Origin of the sequence: uncultured Cohaesibacter sp., assembly GCF_963556055.3 — a bacterium.
Taxonomy (GTDB): Bacteria; Pseudomonadota; Alphaproteobacteria; order Rhizobiales; family Cohaesibacteraceae; genus Cohaesibacter.
Window position 1 is genome coordinate 648,140 of record NZ_CAUVYE020000008.1, and the last position, 24,325, is coordinate 672,464.

The 24,325-nt window shown below is 52.7% G+C and carries 21 protein-coding genes and 2 tRNA genes; 16 read left to right on the plus strand and 7 right to left on the minus strand.

Annotation, left to right across the window (positions count from 1 at the left end):
- Positions 1-142 precede the first annotated feature (142 nt).
- A complete protein-coding gene (locus tag ACHZB8_RS05065; RefSeq protein WP_316859079.1) occupies positions 143-352 on the minus strand; it encodes a hypothetical protein in 210 nt (69 codons plus the stop codon).
- Between the two features lie 319 nt (positions 353-671).
- On the opposite strand from ACHZB8_RS05065, the gene ACHZB8_RS05070 reads away from it, so the two are divergent.
- Positions 672-746: transfer RNA gene (locus ACHZB8_RS05070), tRNA-Thr, on the plus strand.
- A 232-nt stretch (positions 747-978) separates the two neighbouring features.
- A complete protein-coding gene (locus tag ACHZB8_RS05075) occupies positions 979-1,221 on the plus strand; it encodes a hypothetical protein (RefSeq protein ID WP_316859080.1) in 243 nt (80 codons plus the stop codon).
- A gap of 121 nt (positions 1,222-1,342) precedes the next feature.
- On the opposite strand, the gene ACHZB8_RS05080 is transcribed toward ACHZB8_RS05075, so the two are convergent.
- Positions 1,343-2,662, minus strand: a complete 1,320-nt coding sequence (locus ACHZB8_RS05080; RefSeq protein WP_316859081.1) for an MFS transporter — start codon at positions 2,660-2,662, stop codon at positions 1,343-1,345.
- A gap of 8 nt (positions 2,663-2,670) precedes the next feature.
- On the minus strand, positions 2,671-2,925 hold the full coding sequence (locus tag ACHZB8_RS05085; protein WP_316859082.1) for a metal-sensing transcriptional repressor: 255 nt from the start codon (positions 2,923-2,925) through the stop codon (positions 2,671-2,673).
- A gap of 559 nt (positions 2,926-3,484) precedes the next feature.
- Between ACHZB8_RS05085 and ACHZB8_RS05090 the strand changes: the two genes are divergently transcribed.
- Positions 3,485-4,450 carry a TAXI family TRAP transporter solute-binding subunit gene (locus tag ACHZB8_RS05090; RefSeq protein ID WP_316859083.1) on the plus strand — a complete coding sequence of 322 codons (966 nt, stop codon included), beginning with the start codon at positions 3,485-3,487 and terminating at the stop codon, positions 4,448-4,450.
- 90 nt (positions 4,451-4,540) lie between these two features.
- Positions 4,541-6,415, plus strand: coding sequence for a TRAP transporter permease (locus ACHZB8_RS05095; RefSeq protein WP_316859084.1), 1,875 nt, complete (start codon positions 4,541-4,543; stop codon positions 6,413-6,415).
- Between the two features lie 93 nt (positions 6,416-6,508).
- Here ACHZB8_RS05095 and ACHZB8_RS05100 read toward each other — a convergent pair whose 3' ends face one another.
- Complete coding sequence (locus ACHZB8_RS05100) at positions 6,509-7,243, minus strand: fumarylacetoacetate hydrolase family protein (protein WP_316859085.1); 735 nt, start codon at positions 7,241-7,243, stop codon at positions 6,509-6,511.
- A 282-nt stretch (positions 7,244-7,525) separates the two neighbouring features.
- Between ACHZB8_RS05100 and ACHZB8_RS05105 the strand changes: the two genes are divergently transcribed.
- From ACHZB8_RS05105 to ACHZB8_RS05145, 9 genes are all read left to right on the plus strand, one after another.
- Positions 7,526-9,499, plus strand: coding sequence for a methyl-accepting chemotaxis protein (locus tag ACHZB8_RS05105; RefSeq protein WP_316859086.1), 1,974 nt, complete (start codon positions 7,526-7,528; stop codon positions 9,497-9,499).
- Between the two features lie 320 nt (positions 9,500-9,819).
- Positions 9,820-11,115 carry a histidinol dehydrogenase gene (hisD, locus tag ACHZB8_RS05110; RefSeq protein ID WP_316859087.1) on the plus strand — a complete coding sequence of 432 codons (1,296 nt, stop codon included), beginning with the start codon at positions 9,820-9,822 and terminating at the stop codon, positions 11,113-11,115.
- Positions 11,116-11,225: 110 nt separating this feature from the next.
- Positions 11,226-11,792 carry a UPF0262 family protein gene (locus tag ACHZB8_RS05115; protein ID WP_316859089.1) on the plus strand — a complete coding sequence of 189 codons (567 nt, stop codon included), beginning with the start codon at positions 11,226-11,228 and terminating at the stop codon, positions 11,790-11,792.
- A 1-nt stretch (position 11,793) separates the two neighbouring features.
- Entirely contained in the window at positions 11,794-12,258 is a 465-nt protein-coding gene (locus ACHZB8_RS05120) for a protein-tyrosine-phosphatase (protein WP_316859091.1), read from the plus strand.
- 426 nt (positions 12,259-12,684) lie between these two features.
- Positions 12,685-12,903, plus strand: coding sequence for a translation initiation factor IF-1 (gene infA / locus ACHZB8_RS05125; RefSeq protein ID WP_090070279.1), 219 nt, complete (start codon positions 12,685-12,687; stop codon positions 12,901-12,903).
- A gap of 304 nt (positions 12,904-13,207) precedes the next feature.
- Positions 13,208-13,831, plus strand: coding sequence for a Maf-like protein (locus ACHZB8_RS05130; RefSeq protein WP_316859093.1), 624 nt, complete (start codon positions 13,208-13,210; stop codon positions 13,829-13,831).
- Between the two features lie 45 nt (positions 13,832-13,876).
- On the plus strand, positions 13,877-14,137 hold the full coding sequence (gene yacG / locus ACHZB8_RS05135) for a DNA gyrase inhibitor YacG (RefSeq protein WP_316859094.1): 261 nt from the start codon (positions 13,877-13,879) through the stop codon (positions 14,135-14,137).
- A 300-nt stretch (positions 14,138-14,437) separates the two neighbouring features.
- Positions 14,438-14,513: transfer RNA gene (locus ACHZB8_RS05140), tRNA-Phe, on the plus strand.
- Positions 14,514-14,737: 224 nt separating this feature from the next.
- Positions 14,738-15,952: an integrase arm-type DNA-binding domain-containing protein gene (locus tag ACHZB8_RS05145; RefSeq protein WP_316859096.1), complete on the plus strand. Its 1,215-nt coding sequence runs from the start codon at positions 14,738-14,740 to the stop codon at positions 15,950-15,952.
- A gap of 7 nt (positions 15,953-15,959) precedes the next feature.
- Here ACHZB8_RS05145 and ACHZB8_RS05150 read toward each other — a convergent pair whose 3' ends face one another.
- Positions 15,960-16,190, minus strand: coding sequence for an AlpA family transcriptional regulator (locus ACHZB8_RS05150; protein ID WP_316859097.1), 231 nt, complete (start codon positions 16,188-16,190; stop codon positions 15,960-15,962).
- Between the two features lie 162 nt (positions 16,191-16,352).
- On the opposite strand from ACHZB8_RS05150, the gene ACHZB8_RS05155 reads away from it, so the two are divergent.
- From ACHZB8_RS05155 to ACHZB8_RS05165, 3 genes are all read left to right on the plus strand, one after another.
- Complete coding sequence (locus ACHZB8_RS05155) at positions 16,353-16,880, plus strand: AAA family ATPase (RefSeq protein WP_316859202.1); 528 nt, start codon at positions 16,353-16,355, stop codon at positions 16,878-16,880.
- Between the two features lie 690 nt (positions 16,881-17,570).
- A complete protein-coding gene (locus tag ACHZB8_RS05160) occupies positions 17,571-19,202 on the plus strand; it encodes an AAA family ATPase (RefSeq protein ID WP_316859099.1) in 1,632 nt (543 codons plus the stop codon).
- Positions 19,199-20,338, plus strand: coding sequence for a UvrD-helicase domain-containing protein (locus ACHZB8_RS05165; protein WP_316859101.1), 1,140 nt, complete (start codon positions 19,199-19,201; stop codon positions 20,336-20,338). Before ACHZB8_RS05160 ends, ACHZB8_RS05165 begins: the two co-directional genes overlap by 4 nt.
- A gap of 916 nt (positions 20,339-21,254) precedes the next feature.
- Here the strand turns inward: ACHZB8_RS05165 and ACHZB8_RS05170 are convergent.
- The gene (locus tag ACHZB8_RS05170) at positions 21,255-21,773 is read right to left on the minus strand and encodes a hypothetical protein (protein WP_316859102.1); all 519 of its coding nucleotides are present in this window, start codon (positions 21,771-21,773) and stop codon (positions 21,255-21,257) included.
- A gap of 132 nt (positions 21,774-21,905) precedes the next feature.
- Positions 21,906-24,062, minus strand: a complete 2,157-nt coding sequence (locus ACHZB8_RS05175) for a P-loop NTPase fold protein (RefSeq protein ID WP_316859103.1) — start codon at positions 24,060-24,062, stop codon at positions 21,906-21,908.
- Positions 24,063-24,325 lie beyond the last annotated feature (263 nt).

Consider the following 24,325-nt stretch of genomic DNA (forward strand, 5'->3'; position numbering starts at 1 on the left):
ATATGCTTGGGCCTTATGTCTGTATCTTCCTGCGGGGGGAAGCAAAAGGGCGACCCGAAAGGGCCTCTGATTTTGAATGATGATAGTCAGAAATCAACAACAATGGCAAAGACTGTTATGAACTCGTCCATCGATGGGTCGGTCAGCCAGCCTTGTCTGGATCATGCCCGCGGGCGACATCCTCCTCACTGGAGATCTTGCGTGCCCTCATCTGCACTTTTCTGCGCCGCAAATTATCCCTCAAGGCCTGAGACAGACGCGCCTTGCGATCATCGCCCTTGGCTGCGTTTCTTTTGCCATCATCGCTATGTCCGGGATCCTTGCCTGCCTGCTCGTTCTGAAGGGACGTCATTTGTCTTCGCTACCATACAAAGCTTGTTGAGACTACGTAAATTGCTTTGGCCGGTTCTATACCAAAAGCCTGCACCAAGAAAGACCTCAATGAGGCCATTTGAAGACCCTGCGACGCTTTTTTGCAGCCATGGTTTATGTGGAAGGTTTGAAAACGCATGGCCGGGAGACGCTTTATTTTGCTGGCAGGATTTTCACAACTGTCATCAAATTCACAAAATTGTTGCCTTTTTTCAAAAACGCGCTTGCATAAACCAATTCTGTATGCAAAAAACCGCCCGCATCGGGTGCTTGTCATCTGACACAGAAACCTGTGAAATGCTGCAGTAGCTCAGTGGTAGAGCACTCCCTTGGTAAGGGAGAGGTCGAGAGTTCAATTCTCTCTTGCAGCACCATTCTCCTCCCCACGTTATCATTTCAGATTTACGCATTCAGCGTGGCTATGCCGATTCAAGATTTTCTTATTTCTATGAAAATTCTGTGACTTGGGATGGCGCTGCTGGGTGACGATGAAAAGCGCGGGTTACCGCATGATTGACGACTTGTCAGTTTGGTATCGCGCTTTGGGGCTATTCTTGCTGGTTGTGGTGTGCCATGGTTCGCTCTAAAATATAGGGAGGATTCACCATGTTTTTCATCAAAATCGGAACCATCATTGCATGGCTTCTTATCGTTGGGGGGGGCCTTAAGGTGGTTATGGCGTCCTGGATCGCTTACTCCACCGCGACAAACGAAGCGCGAATTGCCTTTGTGCATCGATATTTGGGGAGTGGTGATACAGGAGAGCATATCGACAAGGGATTGCTTTGGTTGACAACTGGCGTCGTGATTGGCCTTATTGCTCGAATAGCCAAGTCTTTGCGCAGATGAGGGTTTATGATTGCTTTTCAAGCACCATTCTCCTCCCGCTTTTCCCGATTTCAGATTACACCGAGATGATCGCGTGCGCTTGCCGTTGATGCATCTCGTCGACCGTCATGGTCCGAAAGCTCTAAAGGCCGCCTCGGGGCCAGGCGTTGTGCAGATCATCGATGACGAAGGCATGGCTGTGGCGATGGCTCATCCCTTCATGCTGCTGCATGTGCGGGTGGCTTGCGGGAAGGTCCTTGTGTTCGTGGGGGATCTCGTCCGGGTCGGATGCAGGCCATAGCCGCATGGCCGCGATCACGCCCAGCATTGCCAATAGGGCCATGACGAGGAAGGTTTGGTCGAGGCCGAACTGCGCCCCGAACCGGCCTGCCAGCGGGTAGGCAACAAGCCAGCAGGCATGGCTCAATGCAAATTGCGCGGCGAAAAGGGCCGGGCGGTCTTCCGGATGGGCCGATCTGCGCAACAGCCGCCCGGTGGGCGTCAGTGTCAGGCTATAACCAAAGCCCAGAAAGGCCCACAAACCGATGAGCAAGGACAGCGATGTCGCAAGGGGCCCGATCAGCGTCCCAAGGCACAGGGAAGCCGCCCCGCAAACCATTGCAGGGCGCTCGCGAACATGATCAAGCAGCCGCGGCAGCAACAGGGCTGCTGTCATGGATCCGCCGCCGAAAGCCGCAAGGGCAAAGGCGACGTCTGTCTGCCCCAGACCGAAGCTTCCCTTGACAATCACCACCGTATTGACAATGACCATGGCACCGGCGGCCGATATGGTGAGGTTGAGCGCCAATAGCCCCCGAAGTCGGGGCGTGGCGAGATAGATCCGCAAGCCCCGCGTCGTTCTCTCATATATGCCCCGCACCCTGGAGGGGGCCGGAGAAGGAAGCGTCGTCGTCGCAACCAGAAGAGCGGAAGCGGCAAAGCCGATAACGGTGCCGCCGAACAGCACCGGAAAGCTCACAAGGGTGAGCAGGGCTGCCGCCAGCATCGGTGAGAGCAGGCTTTCCAGATCATAAGCCAGCCGCGACAGGGACAGGGCGCGGGTATAGTCCGCCTCGTCTGGCAGAACGTCGGGAATTGTTGCCTGAAAGGTCGGGGTGAAGCCCGCGGATGCGGATTGCAGCAGGAAAATCAGCAGATAGATTTGCCAGATCTCTGTTACGAATGGCAGGGCACACACGACGACGGCCCGGATCAAATCCAGCGAAACGAGCATTGTGCGGCGGGGAACCTTGTCCGCAAAGACCGAGGCAATCGGTGCCAAAGACACATAGGCAACCATCTTGATCGCCAGCGCAGTGCCAAGCACGACGCCCGCATCCTCTCCGGCCAGATCCCATGCCAGAAGACCAAGCGCAACCGTGGCAAGACCGGTTCCCACCAGTGCGATGATCTGGGCGGCAAACAGATGGCGATAGGTGCGATTGGCCAGAATGCTCAGCATGATCAACCTCAAAGAAGCTTTGCCAAGGCACGAAGCTGGTCCAGGTCCTCGCTGTTTGCGCTCAGGCAATGGTCGATATGATCATGGATCAGCGTGCGCTTGGCCGCGGTGATGGCGCTTTCAACGGCCTGTAACTGCATGGCGATCTCGGTGCAGGGCTTTTCCTGTTCGATCATGTCGATGACATGGCGCAAGTGCCCGCTCGCTCGCTTGAGGCGCTTTGTGATGGCCGGGTGTGATTGATGTTTCGGTTCGTTTTCCATGAAGACAATATATCCCCCCTGGGGGGATATGAAAACAGCAAATCCACAACTGTCTTGGCCGCTTCACTGAAAGGACCATGGCATGCCTCCCTTTTCCCGTGCTGGAAGATCTTTGACGATACAGACGGGGACCGCTCTGCTGCCTCTCCGGCACCTTTCTGGCACCGCTAGTGCAGTCGGCAGAAATGAGCTTGCCCAGTCCGCCACTTCGCATCGGGCGTCGGCTGATGGAGACGCGAGGGGGGGCTGAAAGAGTCCCGCAGCGCAATCTTTGCATCTGTTCAGGTATAAATTTCAATGGGTTGGTAAGCAGATCGCCAATGACGTCAAAGAATAGAATACAAAAATGCCAATAAATTAGGCATTTCTGGCGAGATTTTCTGGAATACATACAAAAGTATATAGTATTCGCTCTTAAGGGTGGATGGTTAGACGGTATTGGTTACGCTAGTGTGAAACTGTCAAAGACTCCGAATTCTAATATATCGACCATCAACATGATGTCTTGGTTGCTGGTTTTTGTGTTTATACGTCATAGTTTGAACGTGGAGGATGGTAAATGTTCAAGAAGATAGCGATTGCAGCCACTTTGGTTTGTGCAACGATCCTTTCAGTCCCGGCCAGCGCTCAGGACCAACTCCGGTTTTCAGCAGGCCCTCCGGGCGGAAACTGGTTTGCCCTGGGCGGCGCATTGGCAGAAACCTGGTCACAGGCTGGCATTGCAACATCAAGCAGCACCGGCGGTGGGGTTTCCAACGTTGTCAATGCCGACCGTGGTAAAACGGATCTCGGCTTTTCTGTCACCGCTCTGGTTGGTGCAGCATCCAAGGGCGCGGAACCATTCAAGAAACCTCTTGGCAACGTATCCGTTCTGGCCAACGTCTATCGCCAATATACCTATTTTGTAATGCGCAAGGACTATGCCGAGAAGAATGGCGTCAAATCCGTTGCCGACATCGTTGACAAAAAACTGCCGATTCGTCTGGCAACCCTGAAACCGGGCACCTCGTCCGAATTCGTCATTCGTGCTGCCTTCGAAAAGGGGCTCGGTGTTGGCTGGAAAGATATCAAGGACTGGGGCGGCACGGTCTCCTTTGCATCCTATTCGGACGGTTCGAACCAGCTAGCCGACAATCATCTTGATTGCTTCGCCTTCTCGGTTGGCAAGGCCGCTTCTGTTGTCCTGAAGATCGAAAGCCAGCTCGATGTCGTGATTCTGCCGGTCGACAAGAAGATTCTTGACGCGATGACCGAAGCGCTCGGCACGGTTTCCTTCGAGATCGATCCGGAAATCTACAAGTCTGTGACCGAACCTGTTCCCACAATTGGTGACTATACCAGCATCATCGTGCGCTCGGATCTGGATGAAGATACCGTCTTCAACCTGACCAAGACACTTTGGGAGAACAAGGAAACCTTGCAAAAAGGCGTGAAAGCTGTTTCCGAATTGAACCCTCAGGAAGCCATTCCCGCTTCTGCACCGGCTCATCCGGGCGCTGTCAAATTCTGGAAATCGGTCCAGTAGGACCAGCTCCAGTTCCATCGTGACTCCGGGCGAGGAGGCCGGGGCCACGATGGTCTTCTTTCTCCCCGCTCATGGCAAAAGGACAGCGGTATGCGCGCGACAGGTTCGATCGTCCGGAAGATTATCTATATCTACATCCTGGGGGTCGGTTTATTTCACTTATATACATCGGTTTTCGGCAGCTTTGAGGCCTATTTGCAGCGCAGCTTGCACCTGAGCATGGTGTTTCCCATGGCCTTCATCCTTTTTCCCATGCGTGCCGCAGAAAAGGATAGCCCGAATGTGCCATGGTATGACTGGCTGCTTGCCATCGCCTCGATGGCTCCGGGCCTCTATATCGTGCTCAATTACGAAGCCATCACCTTCCGCATCGTTCAGGTGGATGACGTAACGATTGCACAGCAGGTGCTTGGGCTTGCTCTGATTTTCTTCCTGCTGGAGGCGACGCGCAGAGTGGTCGGCCTACCCCTTGCCATCATCGTTGGATTCTTTGCCGGCTATATGTGGTTCGGCAATTTCATGCCCGGCGTCATGAAGGGCTTACCCTTCACTTTTGCCGAGGTGATCGAGGAAATCTACCTCACTGATGAAGGGGTCTTCTCGATCCCGCTTGGCGTTTCGGCAACCTTCGTCATGGTCTTCCTGATCTTTGGCGGCTTTCTCGAGAAGAGCGGCGTCGGTCAATATTTCATGGACTTCGCCCAGGCCTTCACCGGAACCTCGCCAGGTGGCCCGGCCAAGATTTCGGTCGTCAGTTCCGCCCTGTTCGGCTCCATTTCCGGCGCAGCCGTTGCCAACGTCTATGGGACGGGAACCTTCACCATTCCGCTGATGAAGCGCATCGGCTATCCGGCCTATTTTGCCGGCGCAGTTGAATCGGTTGCCAGTACCGGTGGCCAGATCATGCCGCCGATCATGGGGGCAGGGGCTTTCATCATGGCGTCTTTCCTTGGCGTGCCTTTCAGCGACATCATCATCGCTGCGATTGTGCCCGCGATCCTCTATTACGGCGCGGTGCTGCTGATGGTGCATCTGGGGGCGCTCAAGAACAATCTCAGAGGCCTGAGTGAAGAGGATCTGCCAAGCAAGAAACGCGTCTTGTTGCAATCCTACAAGCTGCTTCCCATCGTTGCTCTGGTCTATATGCTGCTTTCGGGCTTCTCGCCCATGCTGGCCGCCGCCATCGGCATTCTGGGTGCCTGGCTCGTCTCGCTGCCAGATCCTGAACACCGCATGGGGCCGATCCGCATTCTGGATGCCATTGTGGCAGGCTCCAAGAATGTGCCCGTGGTTGCCATCGCCTGCGCGGCGGCTGGTATCGTGGTTGGCTCGGTGTCCCTTACCGGCTTCGGCTTCAAATTTGTCGGACTGGTCTTCTCGCTGGCGCAGGGCATCCCTTTCATAGCCCTTGTTTTGATTGCCCTTGTCTCGCTCATTCTCGGCATGGGCCTGCCCACCACCAGCGCCTATATCCTGGGGGCCGCCTTGGGGGTTCCTGCCCTGGCCAAACTCGGCTTTGATCCGCTGGCCGCCCATATGTTCGTCTTCTATTTCGCCATCGTCTCCAACATCACGCCACCGGTCGCGCTGGCGGCCTATGCGGCAAGTTCGCTGGCGCAATCGGATCCGACGCAAACGGCGGTTCAGGCTCTCAAGCTCGGGATCCTTGCCTTCATGGTGCCCTTCGCCTTCTGCTATGATCTGGGGCTCCTGTCCAATGCTGACTGGATCGGCAACGGCTTTGCCCTGATCGGTGGCATCGGAGCATTGTTTGCCATGGCCTTTGCCATGCTGGGCTTTATCCGAACGACGATCCCGGTCTGGCAACGGGTGATCTTTGCCGCCTTTGCGGTCTTGTGTCTGTGGCCGCTCGCTCTGGTCAAGATCATCGGCGTGGCCGCTGTCGTCGCGGGCGGGCTGATTTGGGGGCGCAAGATATCCGGAGACAAGACGGTCTCGGCCTGACCTCAGGACCGGGCTGGTGCCCACACAAAAAAGTCTTCCCCGCGCAAAAAGCGGGGAAGACAAAAATATCCATCAGAGATCATGTTGAAAGGCCTAGGCGCCAGTTCCTTCCAGGCCAACTCCTTCCACAACAGCAAATGACAGATTTGCGATTCCCTCCACCCCACAGCGAATGAGATCTCCGACCGAAACGGAATTCACCCCGGCAGGCGTGCCGGTGAAAATGATGTCCCCGGCCTTCAGCTCGAACTGTCTGGACAGCTCGCAAATGCTTTCCGGGACATTCCAGATCATGTGATCAAGATCGCTGTCCTGTTCGATCTTGCCATTTTTCTCAAGCCAGATCCGCTTTTGCGCAAGGCTCGGAATACGCTCTGCGGGCACGATGTCCGAAACTGGAGCCGAATGCTCGAAGGCCTTGGCCGCCGTCCATGGCCGCCCTTGCTTTTTTGCCTCTGCCTGAAGGTCCCGTCGCGTGAAATCAACCCCCACGCCATAGCCGAAAATGAGGCCCGGTGCGTCCTTGAGTGCAATGTCGCGTCCCCCGGCTTTGAGTGCGACCACCAATTCCACCTCGAAATGCACATCCTCGCTCAGGCTCGGATAGGGAAAGTCCTTGCCGACCACAAGATTGTCGGGGTTTTTCTGGAAGAAAAAGGGCTTTTCGCGGGTCGGGTCATGGCCCATCTCAAGAGCGTGGGCCGAATAATTGCGCCCGACACAATAGATCCGGCGAACTGGAAAAAGCTGATCCGAATCCGCAATCGGAATGGTCGGAATTTGCGGCAGCGGGACGGCATAGGGTGTCTGAAGATCGTTGATGCTCATGAGGGGCCCTGACAGATTGAGAAATTTCGAACATGAATGTCCAGTTTAAGTCAGTCTTGGAAAGTTTCGCAACAGATCCAATGCCGTGTTCGACGAAATGCCAAGCGGTGACTCGCAATAATCAAATTGGGTATGAGTATTTAATTTACATTCGATTAGGTAGTTTTTGCGATGTTTCAATAGAGCTGAAATATTATATGGATTTATTCTTTGCGAAATGTGATTTTTGTATGGAGTAATCCAAAAATTATAGGCTTTAGCAAGTCTTTGAGAGAGCTGATCATGACCGCAGAAGCAAAAATTGAAGAAAAGACCGTCGTTGAACAAATCCGCGTAAAAGAGTTGAGTGGAATACAGGAGATCTCCGAGACGGATTTCCAATTTGCAACGGGACAGGCTCCGCTGGCCGTGGCCTATATCTCGCCCAATCTGGATTTTGATACCACGGTCCGAAAGCTTGAGGCGATGTCTGGCAAGACCCGGGTGATCAGCGTCATGACCGCAGGCGAATTGTGCAACGCTGCTGGCGGTGAGCTGTACAGGAAGGCAAGCGGCGACTGGAAAACGTTGACTTTGCAGATTTTCCCTCCCGATCTGGTTGATCAGGTTTCCGTTCACAAGGTTGCGCTCCACAATGAGGACATCAAGTCCGGTGCGCCCTCCAAAAGTCGCGAAGCGCGGATTGAGGCCATCGCAAGGGATGCCTCGCGCATCAATGTTCCCTTTGCCTTGCGTCCCGAAGAGGTGTTTGCGCTGACGCTGATCGACGGTCTGTCCTCCTCTGAGAACTATTTGATGGAAGCCCTTTACAAGACGGGCCAATTTCCCTGTCTCTTCATTGGCGGCTCGTCGGGCGGCAAACTCGATTTTCAGGAAACGAAAATCGCCGATGGCAACCAGATTCTGAGTAATCAGGCGCTCATCGCATTTGTGAAGATGGCCAGAGGGCGCAAATATGGCGTTTTCAAAAGCCAGAATTTCAAGAAGACATCCCGCAGTTTTCTGGTTGCCGACGCCAATCCGGACTTGCGGGTCGTGCGCACGGTGGTTGATCCCGACAGCGGCAATATCGAACCCTTCACAGAGCAGCTTTGCCGCCATTTCGGTGTGTCCTGTGATCGTCTGGTCTCCTCGCTGGCAGGCAAGAGCTTCGGCATCGAGATCGAGGGCGAGGTTTTCGTCCGGTCTGTGGCGGCAATCGATACCGAAGGCAGGGAGGTTGCCTTCTACTGCGACATCAACCCCGGAGACCGGCTGTTCCTTTTGGAAACAACCGACTTCGCCCAACAGACCCGGCAGGATTTTGACGCCTTCATGCGAGGCAAGCCCAAGGCGTTGGGAGCAATTCTCAATGACTGCATCCTGAGGCGGCTCAACAATCAGGGCAAAACGGGAGCTCTCGACACTCTGTGGTCCATGCCCGTTGCCGGATTCTCGACATTCGGAGAGCTGTTTGGCATCAATGTCAATGAAACGCTGAGCGCGATCGTGTTCTTCGAGGATGAAACCGGCAGCTACAAGGATGCCTATCTCGAGAATTTCACAGTCCATTATGCGCGCTTTGCCAACTATTTCACGCAATGCCGCCTTTCCAGCGCCAACATGATCAATCTGGTTCGCTCGAACATCATCGAGAGCATGGCCGGGCAGCTTTCCAATATCAGTGAGCTTCAGGGCGTCTTGCAGAATACGCAACATATGCGCAACGCTCTTTATTCCATCCGTGGGTCGATTGATGGTGTGGGAGAGAAACGTGATGATGCCCAGAGAGACAATGCGGCCGATCTGGCCGCGCAATTCGGGGACTTGTCGGAATCGATGCAGGGCTTGCGGGAAATTCTGAAGGTTATCGATGCCATCGCCGGCCAGACAAACCTGCTGGCCCTCAATGCGACAATCGAGGCTGCGCGTGCCGGTCAAGCCGGGCGAGGCTTTGCCGTCGTCGCTTCCGAGGTCAAACAATTGGCCGGCGATACCAAGTCGACCCTTGCCAACACCGAGATTTCCATTGGCAATATGGAGCTGGCGCTGGAAAATCTGGGTCAGCTGATCGAACGCACCCGCCAGAAATTCATAACCGAAGAAGATCGCTACAAGGGCACAATTCAGCAAATCGACCAGATGATCACCGAGCCGGACGGAATTGACAAGACGCTGGGCGAACTGAATGAAATCGTTGAAGCTCAGGTCAATGCTTCAAATCAGGTGAACGAGCAGTTGGACAAGCTCACGAAGCTTGGCGCAACCGCAGCCTGATCGGGCCGCCCGCGCCCTTTCTTCAAGCATCTTTGTGTGAGGATGGCATTGCTCCGGCAAGCCGTCCTCTGCCTTGCTGTCCCATCATGTCCTAAAGCAGATCGGAACGCCCCTGCGTTCAGCCATTGGGTGCCGGAATGCGCATCTGGTGCTGCGCGGGGTTTTTGCAGCCCTGTTTTTTTGCTTGCCTCTGATGGAAGAAACTCCCATAAATGCGCCGGCCCCCGGCCGGGGGGCACATCGGCAGGTCTTTGGTCTCTTGAGCGCAACGCTAAGAGGGCAGGCCGCGAATCGCTGACCCATAGGAGAGGATGTCCCAAATGGCCATACGTCTTGACGCTCTGGATAGCAACTTTGAAGCCGCTTTCAGGGATCTGTTGTCGATGAAACGGGAAGTGTCCGACGATGTGGACGCCATTGTCCGCGACATCATCGAGGATGTCAGGGCACGCGGGGACGAAGCCCTCTATGAGTATACCGCCAAATTCGATCGGTTCGACGCACGCCCCAAAGGCTTGCGCATCACCGAGGCCGAAATCAATGAAGCTGTTGCAAAGGTCGAGCCAGAGGTCATGGCCGCGCTTGAGCTTGCTGCTGACCGCATCCGGTCACACCATGCACGCCAGATGCCCAAGGATGATTTTTACGAGGACGCTTTGGGTGTCAAGCTCGGTTCGCGCTGGACGGCCATCGAGGCGGTTGGCCTTTATGTGCCTGGAGGTCTGGCGGCCTATCCCTCTTCCGTGCTGATGAATGCCGTGCCCGCCAAGGTCGCCGGAGTGGAGCGCCTCGTGATGGTCGTCCCGACCCCGGACGATACGCTCAATCCGCTGGTTCTGGCGGCGGCAAAGCTGGCAGGCGTTGACGAAATCTATCGCATTGGCGGGGCTCAGGCCGTCGCTGCTCTTGCCTATGGCACAGATACCATCGCACCGGTCTACAAGATCGTGGGGCCGGGCAACGCTTTTGTTGCCGCTGCCAAACGGCGGGTTTTCGGCCTGGTTGGCATCGACATGATCGCGGGGCCGTCAGAAGTGCTCATCATGGCCGACGCCAACAATGATCCCGATTGGCTGGCGGTCGATCTGATGGCTCAGGCCGAGCATGACAAATCGGCCCAGTCTTTTCTCATTACCACCGACAAGGTGCTGGCCAGCGCAACCGAAGAGGCCGTCGAACGCCTGCTTGCGACTCTGCCCAAGGCCGACATCGCCGGGGCAAGCTGGCGCGACTTTGGCGCGGTGATCACCGTGCCTGACTGGGAAACGGGCATGGCACTTGCCAACCGGATCGCGCCCGAACATCTCGAACTGGCCATGGATGATGCGGACAAGATGGTTGAAAAGGTGCGCAACGCCGGAGCCGTTTTCGTCGGCCATTTCACCCCTGAAGCTGTTGGCGACTATGTCGGCGGCTCCAACCATGTGTTGCCGACCGCCCGATCGGCTCGCTTTTCATCCGGCCTTTCGACCCTTGATTTCGTCAAGCGGACCTCGGTGCTGGAATGCAACGCCATGAATTTGCGCGAAATCGGCCCTTCAGCCGTGACACTGGCCCGGCAGGAAGGCCTCGAAGCCCACGCCCGTTCTGTCGCCAAGCGGCTAAATATGGATTGAATTCGCGGGAAATTAGGGTAATTGTGCTATCGACTAAGCTGAAAGTTTGACTCGGACTGTCGAATTGGGCAAAGATCAGCCCTATTCCATGACAATTGATATGGTGTTTTATGGCTGACAGGGACGGACGAGTTGCATTGGATACCGCCTCCGACCGGCAGGATTGCGAAAAGGATGACACGGTGACGACGCTCAAGGCGGACGACGATGCGTTCCGGCTCAGCTCCATCATTCTTGACCCGACATCTATTCAGCCTGCGACACCCGATATTGAGCATGAGCGCTCGGTTGCGATTTTCGATCTGGTTGAAGAGAACAGATTTCATCCGGTCGGCCATGAGGATGGCGGTCCCTATCGGCTCGATCTGTCGATGGTCGAGCGCAAGCTGGTGATGGATATCAAGCTGGAAAATGGTGACCAGATCGCTACCCATATCCTTTCGCTCACACCCTTTCGTCGCATCATCAAGGATTATTTCCTGATCTGCGACAGCTATTACGAAGCCATCAAGACCGCAACGCCCAGCAAGATTGAAGCAATCGATATGGGTCGGCGCGGGTTACACAATGAAGGATCCCAAATTCTGCAAGCTCGCCTTGATGGCAAGATCGACACGGATTTCTCCACCGCGCGCAGGCTCTTCACGCTGATTTGCGCATTGCATTGGCGGGGGTAGCATGGTTCTCGGTCTGATCGGGCCAGATCTTCGCCCCGATTCCATCCTGTTCGCCTGCGGCATGAATTCGATCCGCTCGCCCATGGCAGCGGCGCTTGCCAATCATTTGTTCCCCGGTGCATTCTATGTGCAATCGGTAGGAGTGCGCTGTGGCAAGCCCGACCCCTTTGCAGCTGCGGTGATGGAGGAAATCGGGCTCGATATCTCCGAGCATGAACCAAGCTGTTTTGACGATCTGGAAGACAGCTATTTCGACCTGATCGTCTCGCTTGCCCCTGAGGCTCACCACAGATCTCTTGAATGGAGCAGGGGACATGCAGTGGAAACCGAATATTGGCCGACCATGGATCCGGCGCTTGCAACCGGATCGCGCGAGCAGATCATGGATGCCTACAGAGCGGTTCGTGACGGACTCATTGTCAAGCTCAAGGATCGCTTCGAGTGGATCGCGGACCTGAAGCAATAACGCCCCTGCTTTTTGCGAGCATTCGCATGTCATTTCCCTGTCAAATCCCGATCTCGATGCGTCATGGGCATGAAATTTGCGTGAAATGATTGCGCTGTCGGTCGCTTTAGACTAGATTGCCCACGATCTCAGCAATAAATATTGGGCAAATTGGCTTGAAATCCTTCATGCAGACAAGGGACTTCGTGCTATACTGAGATATCAGAATTTCTATCGGTCGGACGGGAAGCCGCATTGTCGAGTTGAATTTGTTCAACTCCTCCTCTATGTCTTGTCCTTCCTTGAAGTCAGCGCCAGACGACACCTTTCGGGCTCCTGTCCGTCTGGGGTGCCCGTCTGACATCAAAAAGACAGTGGGCATGCCGCGCTGCTAGACGCAGGCTCTCCCAACATGAGTATCAACCTGAAGGGACTGAAAGAACGCTTATGGCGAAAGAAGAAGTATTAGAATTTCCAGGTGTTGTCACCGAACTGCTGCCAAATGCCACATTCCGCGTGAAGCTGGAAAATGATCACGAGATTGTCGCTCACACCGCAGGGCGTATGCGCAAGAACAGGATTCGCGTTTTGGCGGGCGACAAGGTGCAGGTAGAAATGACCCCCTATGATCTGACCAAAGGCCGCATCACCTATCGCTTCAAATAGGGCGCAAGTGGCTTCGGCCTTGGTGGCTTTTGTGGCTGGTCCCGTCTGAGAGGATTTGAGGATAGCCATGCCTTGTTGGTCCATTTTGGCGCGGGCGGGTCCTCAAACTGATCGAAGCAGGCCCCAAGAGCGCAATAGATCGAAAAGACTGCCTATCCTCGTCCAATCAGGGTTGCTGGGCGGGGATTGATTTTGACTAGATGATTTGTGGCCGTGTGTTTCGGATCTTGCGGGGGGGAGGGCTCGCTGCCTTCCACCCTTCCGAACCGCGAGAAAATCGCACTTTATGACTTGAGTTTGTGTCATGACAGATCCCTACCGCCTCATTCTGGCGTCCGCCTCGCCAAGACGCTTGCAGCTTTTGCAGCAAATCGGCATCGAGCCCTATGCTCTCAAACCGGCGGACCTTGATGAAACACCTCTGAAAAACGAGTCTCCCAGAAAATTGGCGCGGCGATTGTCCGAATCCAAGGCTCAGGCGATCTACAAGGCCTACAAGGAAGATGAAACGCTGTCCGGCTGCTATATTCTGGCTGCCGACACCGTTGTGGCCGTTGGGCGACGCATTCTGCCAAAAACCGAGCTGGCCGAGGAAGCGAGCCAGTGTCTGGCGCTGTTGTCCGGGCGCACGCACAAGGTCTATACCGGCGTCTGTCTCATCACTCCGAAAGGCAAAACCCGCAACCGGGTGGTGGAAACGCGCGTGCGCTTCAAGCGTCTGAGCGAGGAAATGGATCCCTATATCGCATCGGGCGAGTGGCGCGGCAAAGCCGGCGGCTATGCCATTCAGGGCATCGCCGGATCCTTCGTTGTCAATCTGGTCGGCTCCTATACATCTGTTGTTGGCCTGCCACTCAACGAAACCGCTAACCTTCTGATCGGGGAAGGCTATCCCTTGCGCCTGAAATGGCTCGGCGGTGCACAATAAGATCCGGCAAAAGCCGCAAACAAGCTCCACAAAGGAACTGCTCCCGTGAGTGACAAGAACAAGCCAGACGCGCTTGATGAGCCCAATGAGTCCAATGAGCCCAAAGGCGCGACCGTAAAGGGACTGCGACGCTCCAGATCCTGTCCGATTTGTGGCAAAGCGTCGAGCAAGGAAAGCTATCCCTTTTGTTCCGAGCGCTGCAAACAGGTTGATCTGAGCCGATGGCTTTCAGGCTCTTATGCCATTCCGGCCTCTGAGGAAGATGATCCGGACGAGGACGACCTGAATTTGCTGGAAAAAGACTGAGATTGTCCGATTGAGAGGCTTTTCAGACGACAAAACAACAAGATAGGCCCAGATGAACTGCTTCAGGGAAGCTCTTTTGCGCAATTTCTGCAAAAGAAGGGCCCCCCGCCGAGCCCTTCGGGGGATAAAAAGGAACGCCCCTGTAGAAAAAATGAAATGCGCACTGGACAGGTCAATATGAACCTTCTATAACGCCGAAACAAATTACGGGGGTCGCCCCGGCGACCCGCGCAAGAAAGCTTTGTCTTTCTGGTTGCAACTGCCGGCCAAGCATGGATTTGACAGTTGAACCGACAAGGCGCCCGGATAGCTCAGTTGGTAGAGCAGCGGATTGAAAATCCGCGTGTCGGTGGTTCGAATCCGCCTCCGGGCACCATCATTTTTTCCCAGCCCGTCCCACTCATATCGACAAGTCCTTGGAATTATGGGATTTTTAGGTCTCAGATTTCTCGGAGTGTGTCAGGCGATTTCACCAGATCCGACCCGTCTGGGGCCATATTTGGTGCCATATTTGGGGCCAAGATTTTTCATGAATTCATTGATGGCCCCAATTTTAGGGTTTCATGCCACCTGATCGCTCCTGAACCAGGGAGAATTGCTGTGGCACTGACAGATCTTCAAATTCGACAACTTCGCCCCAGAGACAAGGCTTATCAATGTACCGATGGTCTCGGGCTCTATCTTGAAGTCTCCCCGAGTGGGGCGAGGCTTTGGCGATATAAATATCGCTTCATGAAGAAGCAAAAACGCCTTTCCCTTGGAAGCTATCCCGATGTGAGCCTTGCTGAGGCGCGTGACAAAAGAAATGAAGCACGAAAAAGGCTTGATGCCGGCGAGGATCCGCTTGCTGAGCGCAAGCGCGAAAAGCTCGTTGCAGCGTTCGCAGCCTCAAACACTTTCGGCGATATCGGTCGAGAATATATTGAAAAGCAGATTGCTGAAGGAAGGTCCCCCAAAACGATTGAGAAATCCAATTGGCTTATTCGGCAGTTCGCACTGATCGATGAACGACCTGTAACTGAGCTAAAGCCTCTTGATATTCTCGCTGTTCTGAAGCGGCTCGAGGCGCACGGAAAGTATGAAACGGTTATGCGCTGCCGTTCCTTCGCCAGTTGTGTTTTTCGCTACGCCGTGGCGACGGGGAGGGCAGAGGAAGATCCTACAGTCGTTCTTCGAGGCGCTTTGATTAGGCCAAAGGTGACGCACTATGCGGCTATCATAGAGCCAGACGGCGTTGGCGATCTGCTTCTGGCAATCGATAATTATCTCGGCAACCCCATCTCGCGCATTGCCTTGCAGATAGTCCCGCACATTATGGCGCGTCCGGGAGAATTCAGAAAGGCGCATTGGTCTGAATTCGATCTTGATGCGGCTATCTGGAAAATCCCTGCGGAGCGCATGAAAATGCGGCGTCCTCACCAGACGCCTTTGTCAAAACAGGTCATCGCATATCTCAAACAACTTATGCCGATGACAGGCCCCAAGGGCTTTGTCTTTCCCGCCTACCATACGACTAAGCGTCCAATGAGCGAGAATACGGTCAATCAGGCACTTCGACGTATTGGCTATGCACGGGGTGAGGTGACTGCGCACGGATTTAGGACGACGGCTTCAACTCTTCTTAACGAGAGCGGGCTTTGGAGCCCTGATGCTATAGAACGTTCTCTCGCTCATGAAGATGCAAACAGCATTCGCGGTATCTACAATCGTGGACGCTACTGGGAAGAGCGCGTCCGAATGCATCAGTGGTGGAGTGACTATCTGGATGAACTGCGTGAGAAAGCAGCAAATAGGTTGTTAACCCGCCGCCGCTGATTGGTAGCTATTGATCGAGCTCGTGGTCAGCTGCTTTAGGCTCGGTACCAGCACGCCATCTTGCAGGATTGGCAATCCAATGATTGACCTCTGACTCTCGCCATCCTGCGCCATGGATGCTGATCTTGATCTGTGAGGGAAAGGTCCCTTCGGCCATCTTCCGGTAGATGGTCGATCGGGACAGGCCCGTTCTATCGAGAACGGTCTTAAGGCGAATAATGCGATCTGGTTGGCTCATATCTAACTGGACTCCGGTTGGTTGTCTCTGACGGCTTCTGAGCCAGAAAGAACCTGTACGGGCTATTGGACAAGAGTATTCCGATAGGGGGGTGCATTGTTGCGTAAGGAAGGCGGCAAATCGGATCGGCAGTACACTCAGCAGGAAAGGAAAAGAATTAGCATGATGCAACATGTGATCTTGTCAGGCTGCTCGGGAGGTGGGAAATCCACACTGCTCAATGAGCTCGCTTGCAGGGGTTTTGAAACAGTGCCTGAACCGGGAAGAAGAATTATCGACCTTGAACGAGAAGGAGATGGATCTGCGCTCCCTTGGGTGAATATGGAAGCATTCGCTAGGCGGGCGCTTGAAATGGCAGCGCGAGACAAGCTTCAGGTCAAGCATGAATCTGAGTGGCAATTCTTTGACCGTAGTCTCATCGACGCTGCCGTGGCTCTAGAGAGCGCAACCGGTGAAGCGGTCGAGAACACACTAGCGCCTTTTCCTCGCTATTATGCGAAGGTCTTCATGACACCGCCATGGTTCGAGATCTATTCGATGGATATAGACCGTGTCCATGGCTTTGAAGAAGCTTTAGGTGAATTTGATCGCTTGGTAGCCGCTTATAATAGATTAAGCTATAAGGTTATTCACTTACCTAAAACAGATGTGCAGAGCAGAGCTGATTTTGTTTTACGCTTGCTCCGCTGACCAATTCAGTTTTGGGACTAAGCTCATAGAGCCTAACGCTTACCTGCCGCTTCGACCTGAATCACGGTTTATTTGTTTTGATGGGAAGTACGGCATCGGATTTCCTCTCCGCCATTTTCCATTTTAAGTTATTGAAAATATTATATTTTCTGGAATTGTTTAATTTCTTTCCCCCTTTTTGTCCCCCTACAAATTAGTTGACTCTCTGGGCTTTTGTGTCGAACAGCCTTTCCAAGAGAAAAAGCAACTTCCCCCGTTTCGCACACGATATTCGCATATGAAGGCAGTGTTGGAGACAAATTTACTCCGTCCGCAATGAGTTGCGAGTGAAATACGTGGCTTCTAGGTATCGCTAGGGAGAAGTCGCTCATCAATTCAATGAGCACCATCTGACAGGTGACGTGCAAGGGGAGTGAAGTGGTCGTTTGCTGCGTTTAGAAGAAACGACAAGACTGGGGCCTCAGGCAGACAATCAGATGTCCGGGTATCTATAGGTAAAACAGATGGCGTAGATTCTTGTATCACGATCGAATTTTGGCTCAAAGTCGGCGATGCTGGTCGTATGGAATATAAGAATATCTACTGGTTTTAGCATTGGACCGGTCGCCATCAATGCACAAAAATCGCTCATTTTGGCTCGACGATTTTTCCGGAACAAGTTATGGTTGTGTCGCGGGAGGTGGGTGAGCGATGCATATCGAGAAAGTCAAAATCAAGAATTTCAAGTGCTTTGAAGGTTGGTTCGAGATTGATTTCGATCAGGGTGTCAATATCATCGTTGGCAACAATGAGGCAGGAAAATCCACGCTGCTCGAAGCGATTCATCTATGCCTAACAGGCATGTTGAATGGAAAATATCTTCGCAACGAATTGTCTCCCTATCTCTTTAACAGGAATACCGAACAAGCGTATTTGGAGAGCATAGCCACGGAAAATCCACAAGAACCACCGGAAATCCAGATCGAACTATATTTTGACGGCGATGAAGATGAGCTGGAAAACCTTCGCGGAAACGACAACTCCGAGACGAATGATAAGGCGCGGGGCCTCCACTTTTCAATCAAGTATGACAAGAAATACGATGGCGCCTATACCAAGTTAGTGAAGGGCAAAGAGCTCAACTCGATACCCTTGGAATTCTATCATGTACAATGGTCGGAATTCTCCCGCCAACCAGCAACGGCCCGCACCATTCCAATCAAGTCGGCCCTCATAGATTCCACTAGCACACGAGTGCAGAGCGGTTCGGATATGTACATCGCTCGCATCGTCCGAGAGTTTTTGGACGACAGCGAACGTGTTGCCATATCCCAAGCCCACCGTAAGCTAAAAGACGCCTTCAAGGCGGACCGCAATGTCGGCGCTATTAATGATAGACTGGCAGAAGCGGCGAAAATCAGCCGAAAAAAGGTTAGCATCTCGGTCGATATGTCGTCTCATAATGCCTGGGAAAAAAGCCTCATGACATATATTGAGGACGTGCCCTTTCACTATATCGGCAAAGGCGAGCAGTGCATTGTCAAAACGCGCCTCGCACTGAGTAGCAAAAAGAATAAAGAAGCGACCGTATTGCTGATCGAGGAACCTGAGAACCACTTGTCGCATTCGAAGCTCAACCAGCTCATCAGCGATATCAGTACCGATAATAGTGGGAAGCAGGCCATCATCTCCACGCATAGCAGCTTCGTTGCCAACAAACTCGGATTAGACCATCTGATATTGTTGCGAGACGCGAAGGTTACACGGATCAAGGATCTGGACGCGAGCGACTTCTTTCATAAACTCCCCGGTTACGACACTCTGCGTCTGGTGTTGTCAAAAAAGTCGATTCTTGTCGAGGGTGATGCGGACGAGTTGGTTGTTCAGCGGGCCTACATGGATGCTAACGATGGAAAATTGCCGATCGACGATGAAATTGACGTCATCTCAGTCGGGCTTTCATTCCTGCGTTTTCTCGAACTGGCGATGAATTTGAAGATTCCCGTCGTGGTCGCGACCGACAATGATGGCGATATTGCTGCACTCAAAAAGAAATATGACAAATACGAGAACGTCCGTCATATCAAGATCTGCTATGACCCAGTGGTGGATAAGGGCAATCTGGTCTTTGGTGACAAACCCTTCAACTACAACACCCTCGAGCCGAAACTGGTCAAAGCGAATAGCGTCGAGCTTTTTAATAAGCTGTTCGGCAAAAAATATGAGCTCGATGACCTCCATCGCTACATGAAGAACAATAAGACAGAGTGTGCGCTGGCCATCTTTTCGTCCGAGGCAAAAATCGAATACCCCAAATATATTCTGGACGCGATAGCCAAATGATGGGGCCGAACAAGCTTTATATAGCTGCGGCAGGTTCCGGCAAGACTACCTACCTCGTAAGGCAGGCTCTTGCCGTCGAGAACCGTCGCGTCCTCATCACTACCTACACGGAATCGAACGAAGAAGAGATCCGGCGCAAATTTTTTGAAATCAATGGTTCAGTTCCGGGTAACGTGCATATCCAGACTTGGTTCAGTCTGCTGATTGAGCACGGCGTCAAGCCCTTTCAAGGCAGGCTGTTTGATTGGGATGTCGCGGGCATGAATCTGGCCTCGAAGAAATCGGGCTTTCGCTATCTCAACCGGCAGGATCGTCCAATCTACTGGGGTGAGAATGATTTCAGGCCCTACTACTTCGACGATCGAAATCGCGTTTATTCAGACAAATTGTCGAAGCTGGTGACGCGGTGCAACGAAGCATCGGATGGCGCTGTCATCGACCGACTATCTCGTATCTATCCCTTTATTTTCGTGGATGAGGTGCAGGATCTGGCAGGCCATGACCTCGACATTCTGATGACGCTTTTCAAGAGTCCTTCCAACATCGTCATGGTGGGCGATCCCCGACAGGTCACCTATTTAACCCATCTGGAGGAGCGTTTCAGAAAGTATAGAGACGGAGGAATTGTTGACTTCATTCGGACCGAGATTCCCCGAAAAGTAGCCTGTGATATTGATGAGACAAGCTTGGTTGCCTCGCATCGCAATAGCGCCGATATCTGCGAACTCTCGTCAATGCTTTACCCAAAATTGTCTGATGTGAAGGCTTGCAAATGTCCAGACTGCAGGCAACTGGTCCCTGATGATTCCGGACTATTCATCGTCCGGCGAAAGGATCTGCCACGCTATCTCGAAACGAGACAACCGGTGCAGATTCGATGGAGCTCAAGCGTCAAAGTCGCATCCGCCGATCTGCCAGCACTTACGTTTGGACGGTCAAAGGGCCTCAGTTTTGATCGAGTTAATATTTATCCCACCAAGGAAATGATAAAGTGGCTGAAAAACGCCCAATCCCCGTTGAAGGCCGAGACCCGTGCAAAACTCTATGTTGGCCTCACCCGCGCTAGATATACGGTGGCAGTGGTCTACAATCCCGCCGATGGAGAGGTTGTTCCAGGATTTACGGTTTTCGAGTAGAGAAATCGCCGAAACTTGTTTCCTGAGCCATCTCTATTCAAAAGGCACCAACCGCGAACGGCTCTAGTCATGAATAGTGTTCGCTTTCAGTGCATTGGAGCTAAGGGGGTAATGACCGCAATGAAGACGCGAAGGCGCCATTTATTGGGACCACTGTCAATGGCAGGCTTGGGCAGTGCCTCTGTTTAAGCAGGATTCTATCTGCTGGGTTCTTTCGGCGAAAACGTCAAGTTGCATATGTAGCTAGCGCTGTAGCCGAGACTAAAGTTTCCAATGATCGAGTTAAGTTCTTTTCCCATGGCAATTCCCCCTATTATTGACATCGGCCCAATGCCGAAATTTCCAAATGCGTAGAGGATGCCGGTCGCCAGAAGCAAAACAGCAATTATCGACTTCGTTGTATGACGTTTTCCATACGGCGTTCCCGCCGAAAAAACCCTCCAAATTTATATGGGGGCAACTAGGTCGTTTTTCAAGTCCTATTTAAACGACCGTTTTTTGGGCGAAGTGGAACTGCTGTATGGCGCGCCTCTATGAACGTCAGGTAATGGGGTGTCGCTATTCCACATCTGTTGGCTCACAAGGGTCGGCAAAGGGCAGCGACTGCTATTTACGAGACTCAGTGACCGTTGTTACTAGGCTATGCGCTGCATCAGACTGTTATGAGCCCAAACTCAACGTTGGACATGGTGAGACCTTTCGCATGCGCGAAAGGGGGGCGAAAACTGCGACCCATTGCGGTCACTCGCCAGTCGACAAATGTTCCAAAGCAACTTCCCCATTGCTGACTTTCGATTGAAGCACAGCATTCCCATTGGACAAGGGTCTACGATGTTCGCGCCAATTCAGGCAAACGTTCAGTGTTTTCTGTTAAGCTATGCCTCGACACACTGCTAGCTAAAGAAGAAAAAATTGCTCACGACTTTTCAAGTCGATGCCATGCTTCTCGAAACTCAGGCTTGTCATAAGCCGTTGGCTGGAGCCAGTGCGATATTACCCCTGACTTACTTTTTGCTGGATCGCTTATGTGACATAGCTCCTTGACCTCGTCGAGTCGAAGAATATAGCAGACAGGCTGGTTTTGCTTGGCGTTAATCGTGAGGATCCACCACTCGGAACGGAGATTGTCCAGATTGCTACCTAGGCCTACAGGAGCGCGCTTCGATAGCCCCTTGCTTTGAACACCAAATATAATTGACTCATCGTCATTCGAGCAAAATAGATCGCTTCCTTTTGCGTTTCGTGCAGTCGGCATCACATTCCAACCACGGCGAGACAATTGCCACCCCACATAGTGCATTGCAGCGTTGCCTGTCGCTTGTGAAGATTTAACATCCATTATGTTTTCCAGTATTTTGCAATATTCAAAACTTCCGTCGAAATTGAGTTTATTCGATTTACTGCTTTCAGCTTGATCAATGAGAAGAGAAAGCATGCTCTCTCTGCTCGTCGAATTATATTCGAATGAGCAGCCCATTGCTGCCGTTCCTCAGTCAGCATACTCCATAATGCTGGCTCCACGTTCCGGACATTCGATCAAGCCGCAGCAAGTTGCTTGTTGTGAAGGCTAATCGTCATCTCCACGCCTTTGACGATCCCATGCTTCGAGAAAGACACGCACAGTTTCTTTCTCTTCAGCAGTGATAGCCCCACTGTCTTGGACGGCTTTGAGCGCCTCTCGAAAGGCCGTGACGTCAATGATATCCGTGTCATCATTGATTTGTGCCGTAACAGTACGCCTAGATACACGATCTCCCAACCAACCAAAGCCCCCCATGCCCATGGACCATGATTCTCCCGTCATCGCTTGCGCAAGGATGACCAAGCCCTTTGGGTCGGTGAGCAATGCATCTGTCCAATTTCGGACCTCAGATGGGTCATTGTCCATAAAATCCATCCACCGATAAAGAATGTGGAGCAAATCTGGATGGCCTAAGAGCGTTCCGTTTGTGGCAGCAGAACGAATTGCGTCTAGCGCTCGACCAGTAAGCTCTGGCAAGACAGCTTCTGTAGTGAGGCAATCTTCCTCTCGTGTTGGCTGCCGACCTTCACGGACCTGGTAATCGCCTTTGGCTGATGACACAAAATCCACGAGCCACCCTAACGCCGCGTTTCGGGTGGCAACCAAATATAGATCCGATCGCTCTTGGATCGTAAAACGATCGCGCGTAAGACGCCTTATGAGCCAGTGATAGCGAAGGCTTGTGTTCGCCATCGCCATAAAGCCCCTTTCAGCATCCCCTATTTGATCGATTTCGTCGTGGATTTCAAACAGGGCACATATTAGTGGTTGAACCTTTGCCTTTTCGACACGTGCTCCATTCGTCGTGAGTTCGTCGAGATACACTGGAACCATTGACTGACCTGTCCGGCGTTCGACCTGAGATGCCTTACGAAATGCTGACTGTATGAAATCCCGATCTTCAGCCTTATCAATGAGTTCATCGATTAGTGCGGCCGACAAAACCTCATCACTAAGGGAAAGACGAAAGTAAGTGTCGAAATGCGTTTCGATGCAGATTCGGCGTTCAGCACTCCACTCGCGAGTCCATTCTCCGGTATAGCCCATGTTTTCTAACCGAGGGAATATCCGCTGAAGAGCCGACTTGGCACGCTCATGCCTATCTTCGGGCATGTCCCGAAGAAATACATCAAATCGGCTTTCGTCGTTTCCGTTTGCGCCGTGCTGGCCTTGCGTACCGCATACCAACTGTTTGTTTGATTTGATAGCTGAAAAAAGAACTGGTTCATAAAGCCTGAGAGCTTCTAGAGCCACAAAATCGGCCGAATTTATATCGCCCGCAATCGCAGGCCACGTCACGCTAATAGCATTTTGGAAGCGGCTGACGTGACGAGGAGAAGTTATGTACGGCGCAACAACGTCGTAAAAGACATTCATGAAGCGGACTATTTGCTCCTCGTCGGGCGATCCACAGATCTCGGAGATCGATGCTAACACTGCATTGTTAAGGTCCGTAGGAAGCGGAGCCGGAAGCTCAAACCCTGCTTGTATGATCTTTTCAAGAAAGTGAGGGCCTTCTGATGGGTACTTCTCGCTAACCGCATTTTCAGCGAGTTGTCTATCAAACACTACAAGGTACATCACGTTTGGCAACCGCCCCACTGACTTGATCAGTCGAAAAATGGCGAGAGCTTCGTCTGGAGCCAACCGATCTAAATCATCAATAACGACGAGAAACCTTTGATCTTGTTCAGCAAGTACTTCGGCCAGCTTTTGAAAAGTCGTTTCCAAGGTGTCTCCCTCAGGGAAGAAGCGCTTTGCGAAATCAAACGCCCCACCGATCAGCCCGGCAAACGGTCCTGCCGGAGTGAGAGCAATTGCGGGTCCTATTATAGGACCTGCTTGCAAGACCCCACGCCCCAACCTCGGAACCAGATCTTTGACCTTGTCTTTGAGCGTTGAGCCTAGCACTGCGTTAAGGTTTTGAAGGAACGCAAGGGCCAGTGCCTCTTCGCCCCTGTACCACCAACACTTGAATTCAGTAATGACAAGTCGAGAATCATTGGCTTCATTCAGCGCTGATCGGATAAGATTAACCGCGCTGCTTTTCCCAGAGCCCCACGGTCCATTTAAGGCAATTGTGGTGCCGATCGGTTCTTCAATTTTCAAGATGCTTTTCGCCAAAGAAGCGGCGAACGGAGCAATTCCATATCGGTCATCTTCACTGCTTTCGATTGGGCTATCGTTGAAATAGTTTTTCATTTAATCCCCATTCACAGCGGCCGGAAACAGCCTGAGATTGAATCAATATCGCAACAAAGCAGTTGCAAGAGTTCGGAGCTGATTAGAATCAAACATTGACAATGAATCGCGCAAGCTCAACCTATTGTCGAATACTATAGAACTTGCACCCAATTCTGCTCTATATTGGGTGTATAACAGCGACGGGGGCAATAGACGTGTTTCTTGGCATCCTCATGCTAAACACAAGATTAGAGGCGCAGAATGTTGGAAAATGCATACTG

What these genes read in the sequence shown, in the direction of transcription:
- hisD (WP_316859087.1), top strand. Translation starts at nt 9,820, where the DNA reads ATGGCCATACGTCTTGACGCTCTGGATAGCAACTTTGAAGCCGCTTTC.
- ACHZB8_RS05170 (WP_316859102.1), bottom strand. Translation starts at nt 21,773, where the DNA reads ATGCTTTCTCTTCTCATTGATCAAGCTGAAAGCAGTAAATCGAATAAA.
- ACHZB8_RS05165 (WP_316859101.1), top strand. Translation starts at nt 19,199, where the DNA reads ATGATGGGGCCGAACAAGCTTTATATAGCTGCGGCAGGTTCCGGCAAG.
- ACHZB8_RS05130 (WP_316859093.1), top strand. Translation starts at nt 13,208, where the DNA reads ATGACAGATCCCTACCGCCTCATTCTGGCGTCCGCCTCGCCAAGACGC.
- ACHZB8_RS05105 (WP_316859086.1), top strand. Translation starts at nt 7,526, where the DNA reads ATGACCGCAGAAGCAAAAATTGAAGAAAAGACCGTCGTTGAACAAATC.
- ACHZB8_RS05115 (WP_316859089.1), top strand. Translation starts at nt 11,226, where the DNA reads ATGGCTGACAGGGACGGACGAGTTGCATTGGATACCGCCTCCGACCGG.
- ACHZB8_RS05100 (WP_316859085.1), bottom strand. Translation starts at nt 7,243, where the DNA reads ATGAGCATCAACGATCTTCAGACACCCTATGCCGTCCCGCTGCCGCAA.
- ACHZB8_RS05075 (WP_316859080.1), top strand. Translation starts at nt 979, where the DNA reads ATGTTTTTCATCAAAATCGGAACCATCATTGCATGGCTTCTTATCGTT.
- ACHZB8_RS05090 (WP_316859083.1), top strand. Translation starts at nt 3,485, where the DNA reads ATGTTCAAGAAGATAGCGATTGCAGCCACTTTGGTTTGTGCAACGATC.
- ACHZB8_RS05080 (WP_316859081.1), bottom strand. Translation starts at nt 2,662, where the DNA reads ATGCTGAGCATTCTGGCCAATCGCACCTATCGCCATCTGTTTGCCGCC.
- ACHZB8_RS05175 (WP_316859103.1), bottom strand. Translation starts at nt 24,062, where the DNA reads ATGAAAAACTATTTCAACGATAGCCCAATCGAAAGCAGTGAAGATGAC.
- infA (WP_090070279.1), top strand. Translation starts at nt 12,685, where the DNA reads ATGGCGAAAGAAGAAGTATTAGAATTTCCAGGTGTTGTCACCGAACTG.
- ACHZB8_RS05150 (WP_316859097.1), bottom strand. Translation starts at nt 16,190, where the DNA reads ATGAGCCAACCAGATCGCATTATTCGCCTTAAGACCGTTCTCGATAGA.
- ACHZB8_RS05160 (WP_316859099.1), top strand. Translation starts at nt 17,571, where the DNA reads ATGCATATCGAGAAAGTCAAAATCAAGAATTTCAAGTGCTTTGAAGGT.
- ACHZB8_RS05155 (WP_316859202.1), top strand. Translation starts at nt 16,353, where the DNA reads ATGATGCAACATGTGATCTTGTCAGGCTGCTCGGGAGGTGGGAAATCC.
- ACHZB8_RS05085 (WP_316859082.1), bottom strand. Translation starts at nt 2,925, where the DNA reads ATGGAAAACGAACCGAAACATCAATCACACCCGGCCATCACAAAGCGC.
- ACHZB8_RS05065 (WP_316859079.1), bottom strand. Translation starts at nt 352, where the DNA reads ATGACGTCCCTTCAGAACGAGCAGGCAGGCAAGGATCCCGGACATAGC.
- ACHZB8_RS05120 (WP_316859091.1), top strand. Translation starts at nt 11,794, where the DNA reads ATGGTTCTCGGTCTGATCGGGCCAGATCTTCGCCCCGATTCCATCCTG.
- ACHZB8_RS05095 (WP_316859084.1), top strand. Translation starts at nt 4,541, where the DNA reads ATGCGCGCGACAGGTTCGATCGTCCGGAAGATTATCTATATCTACATC.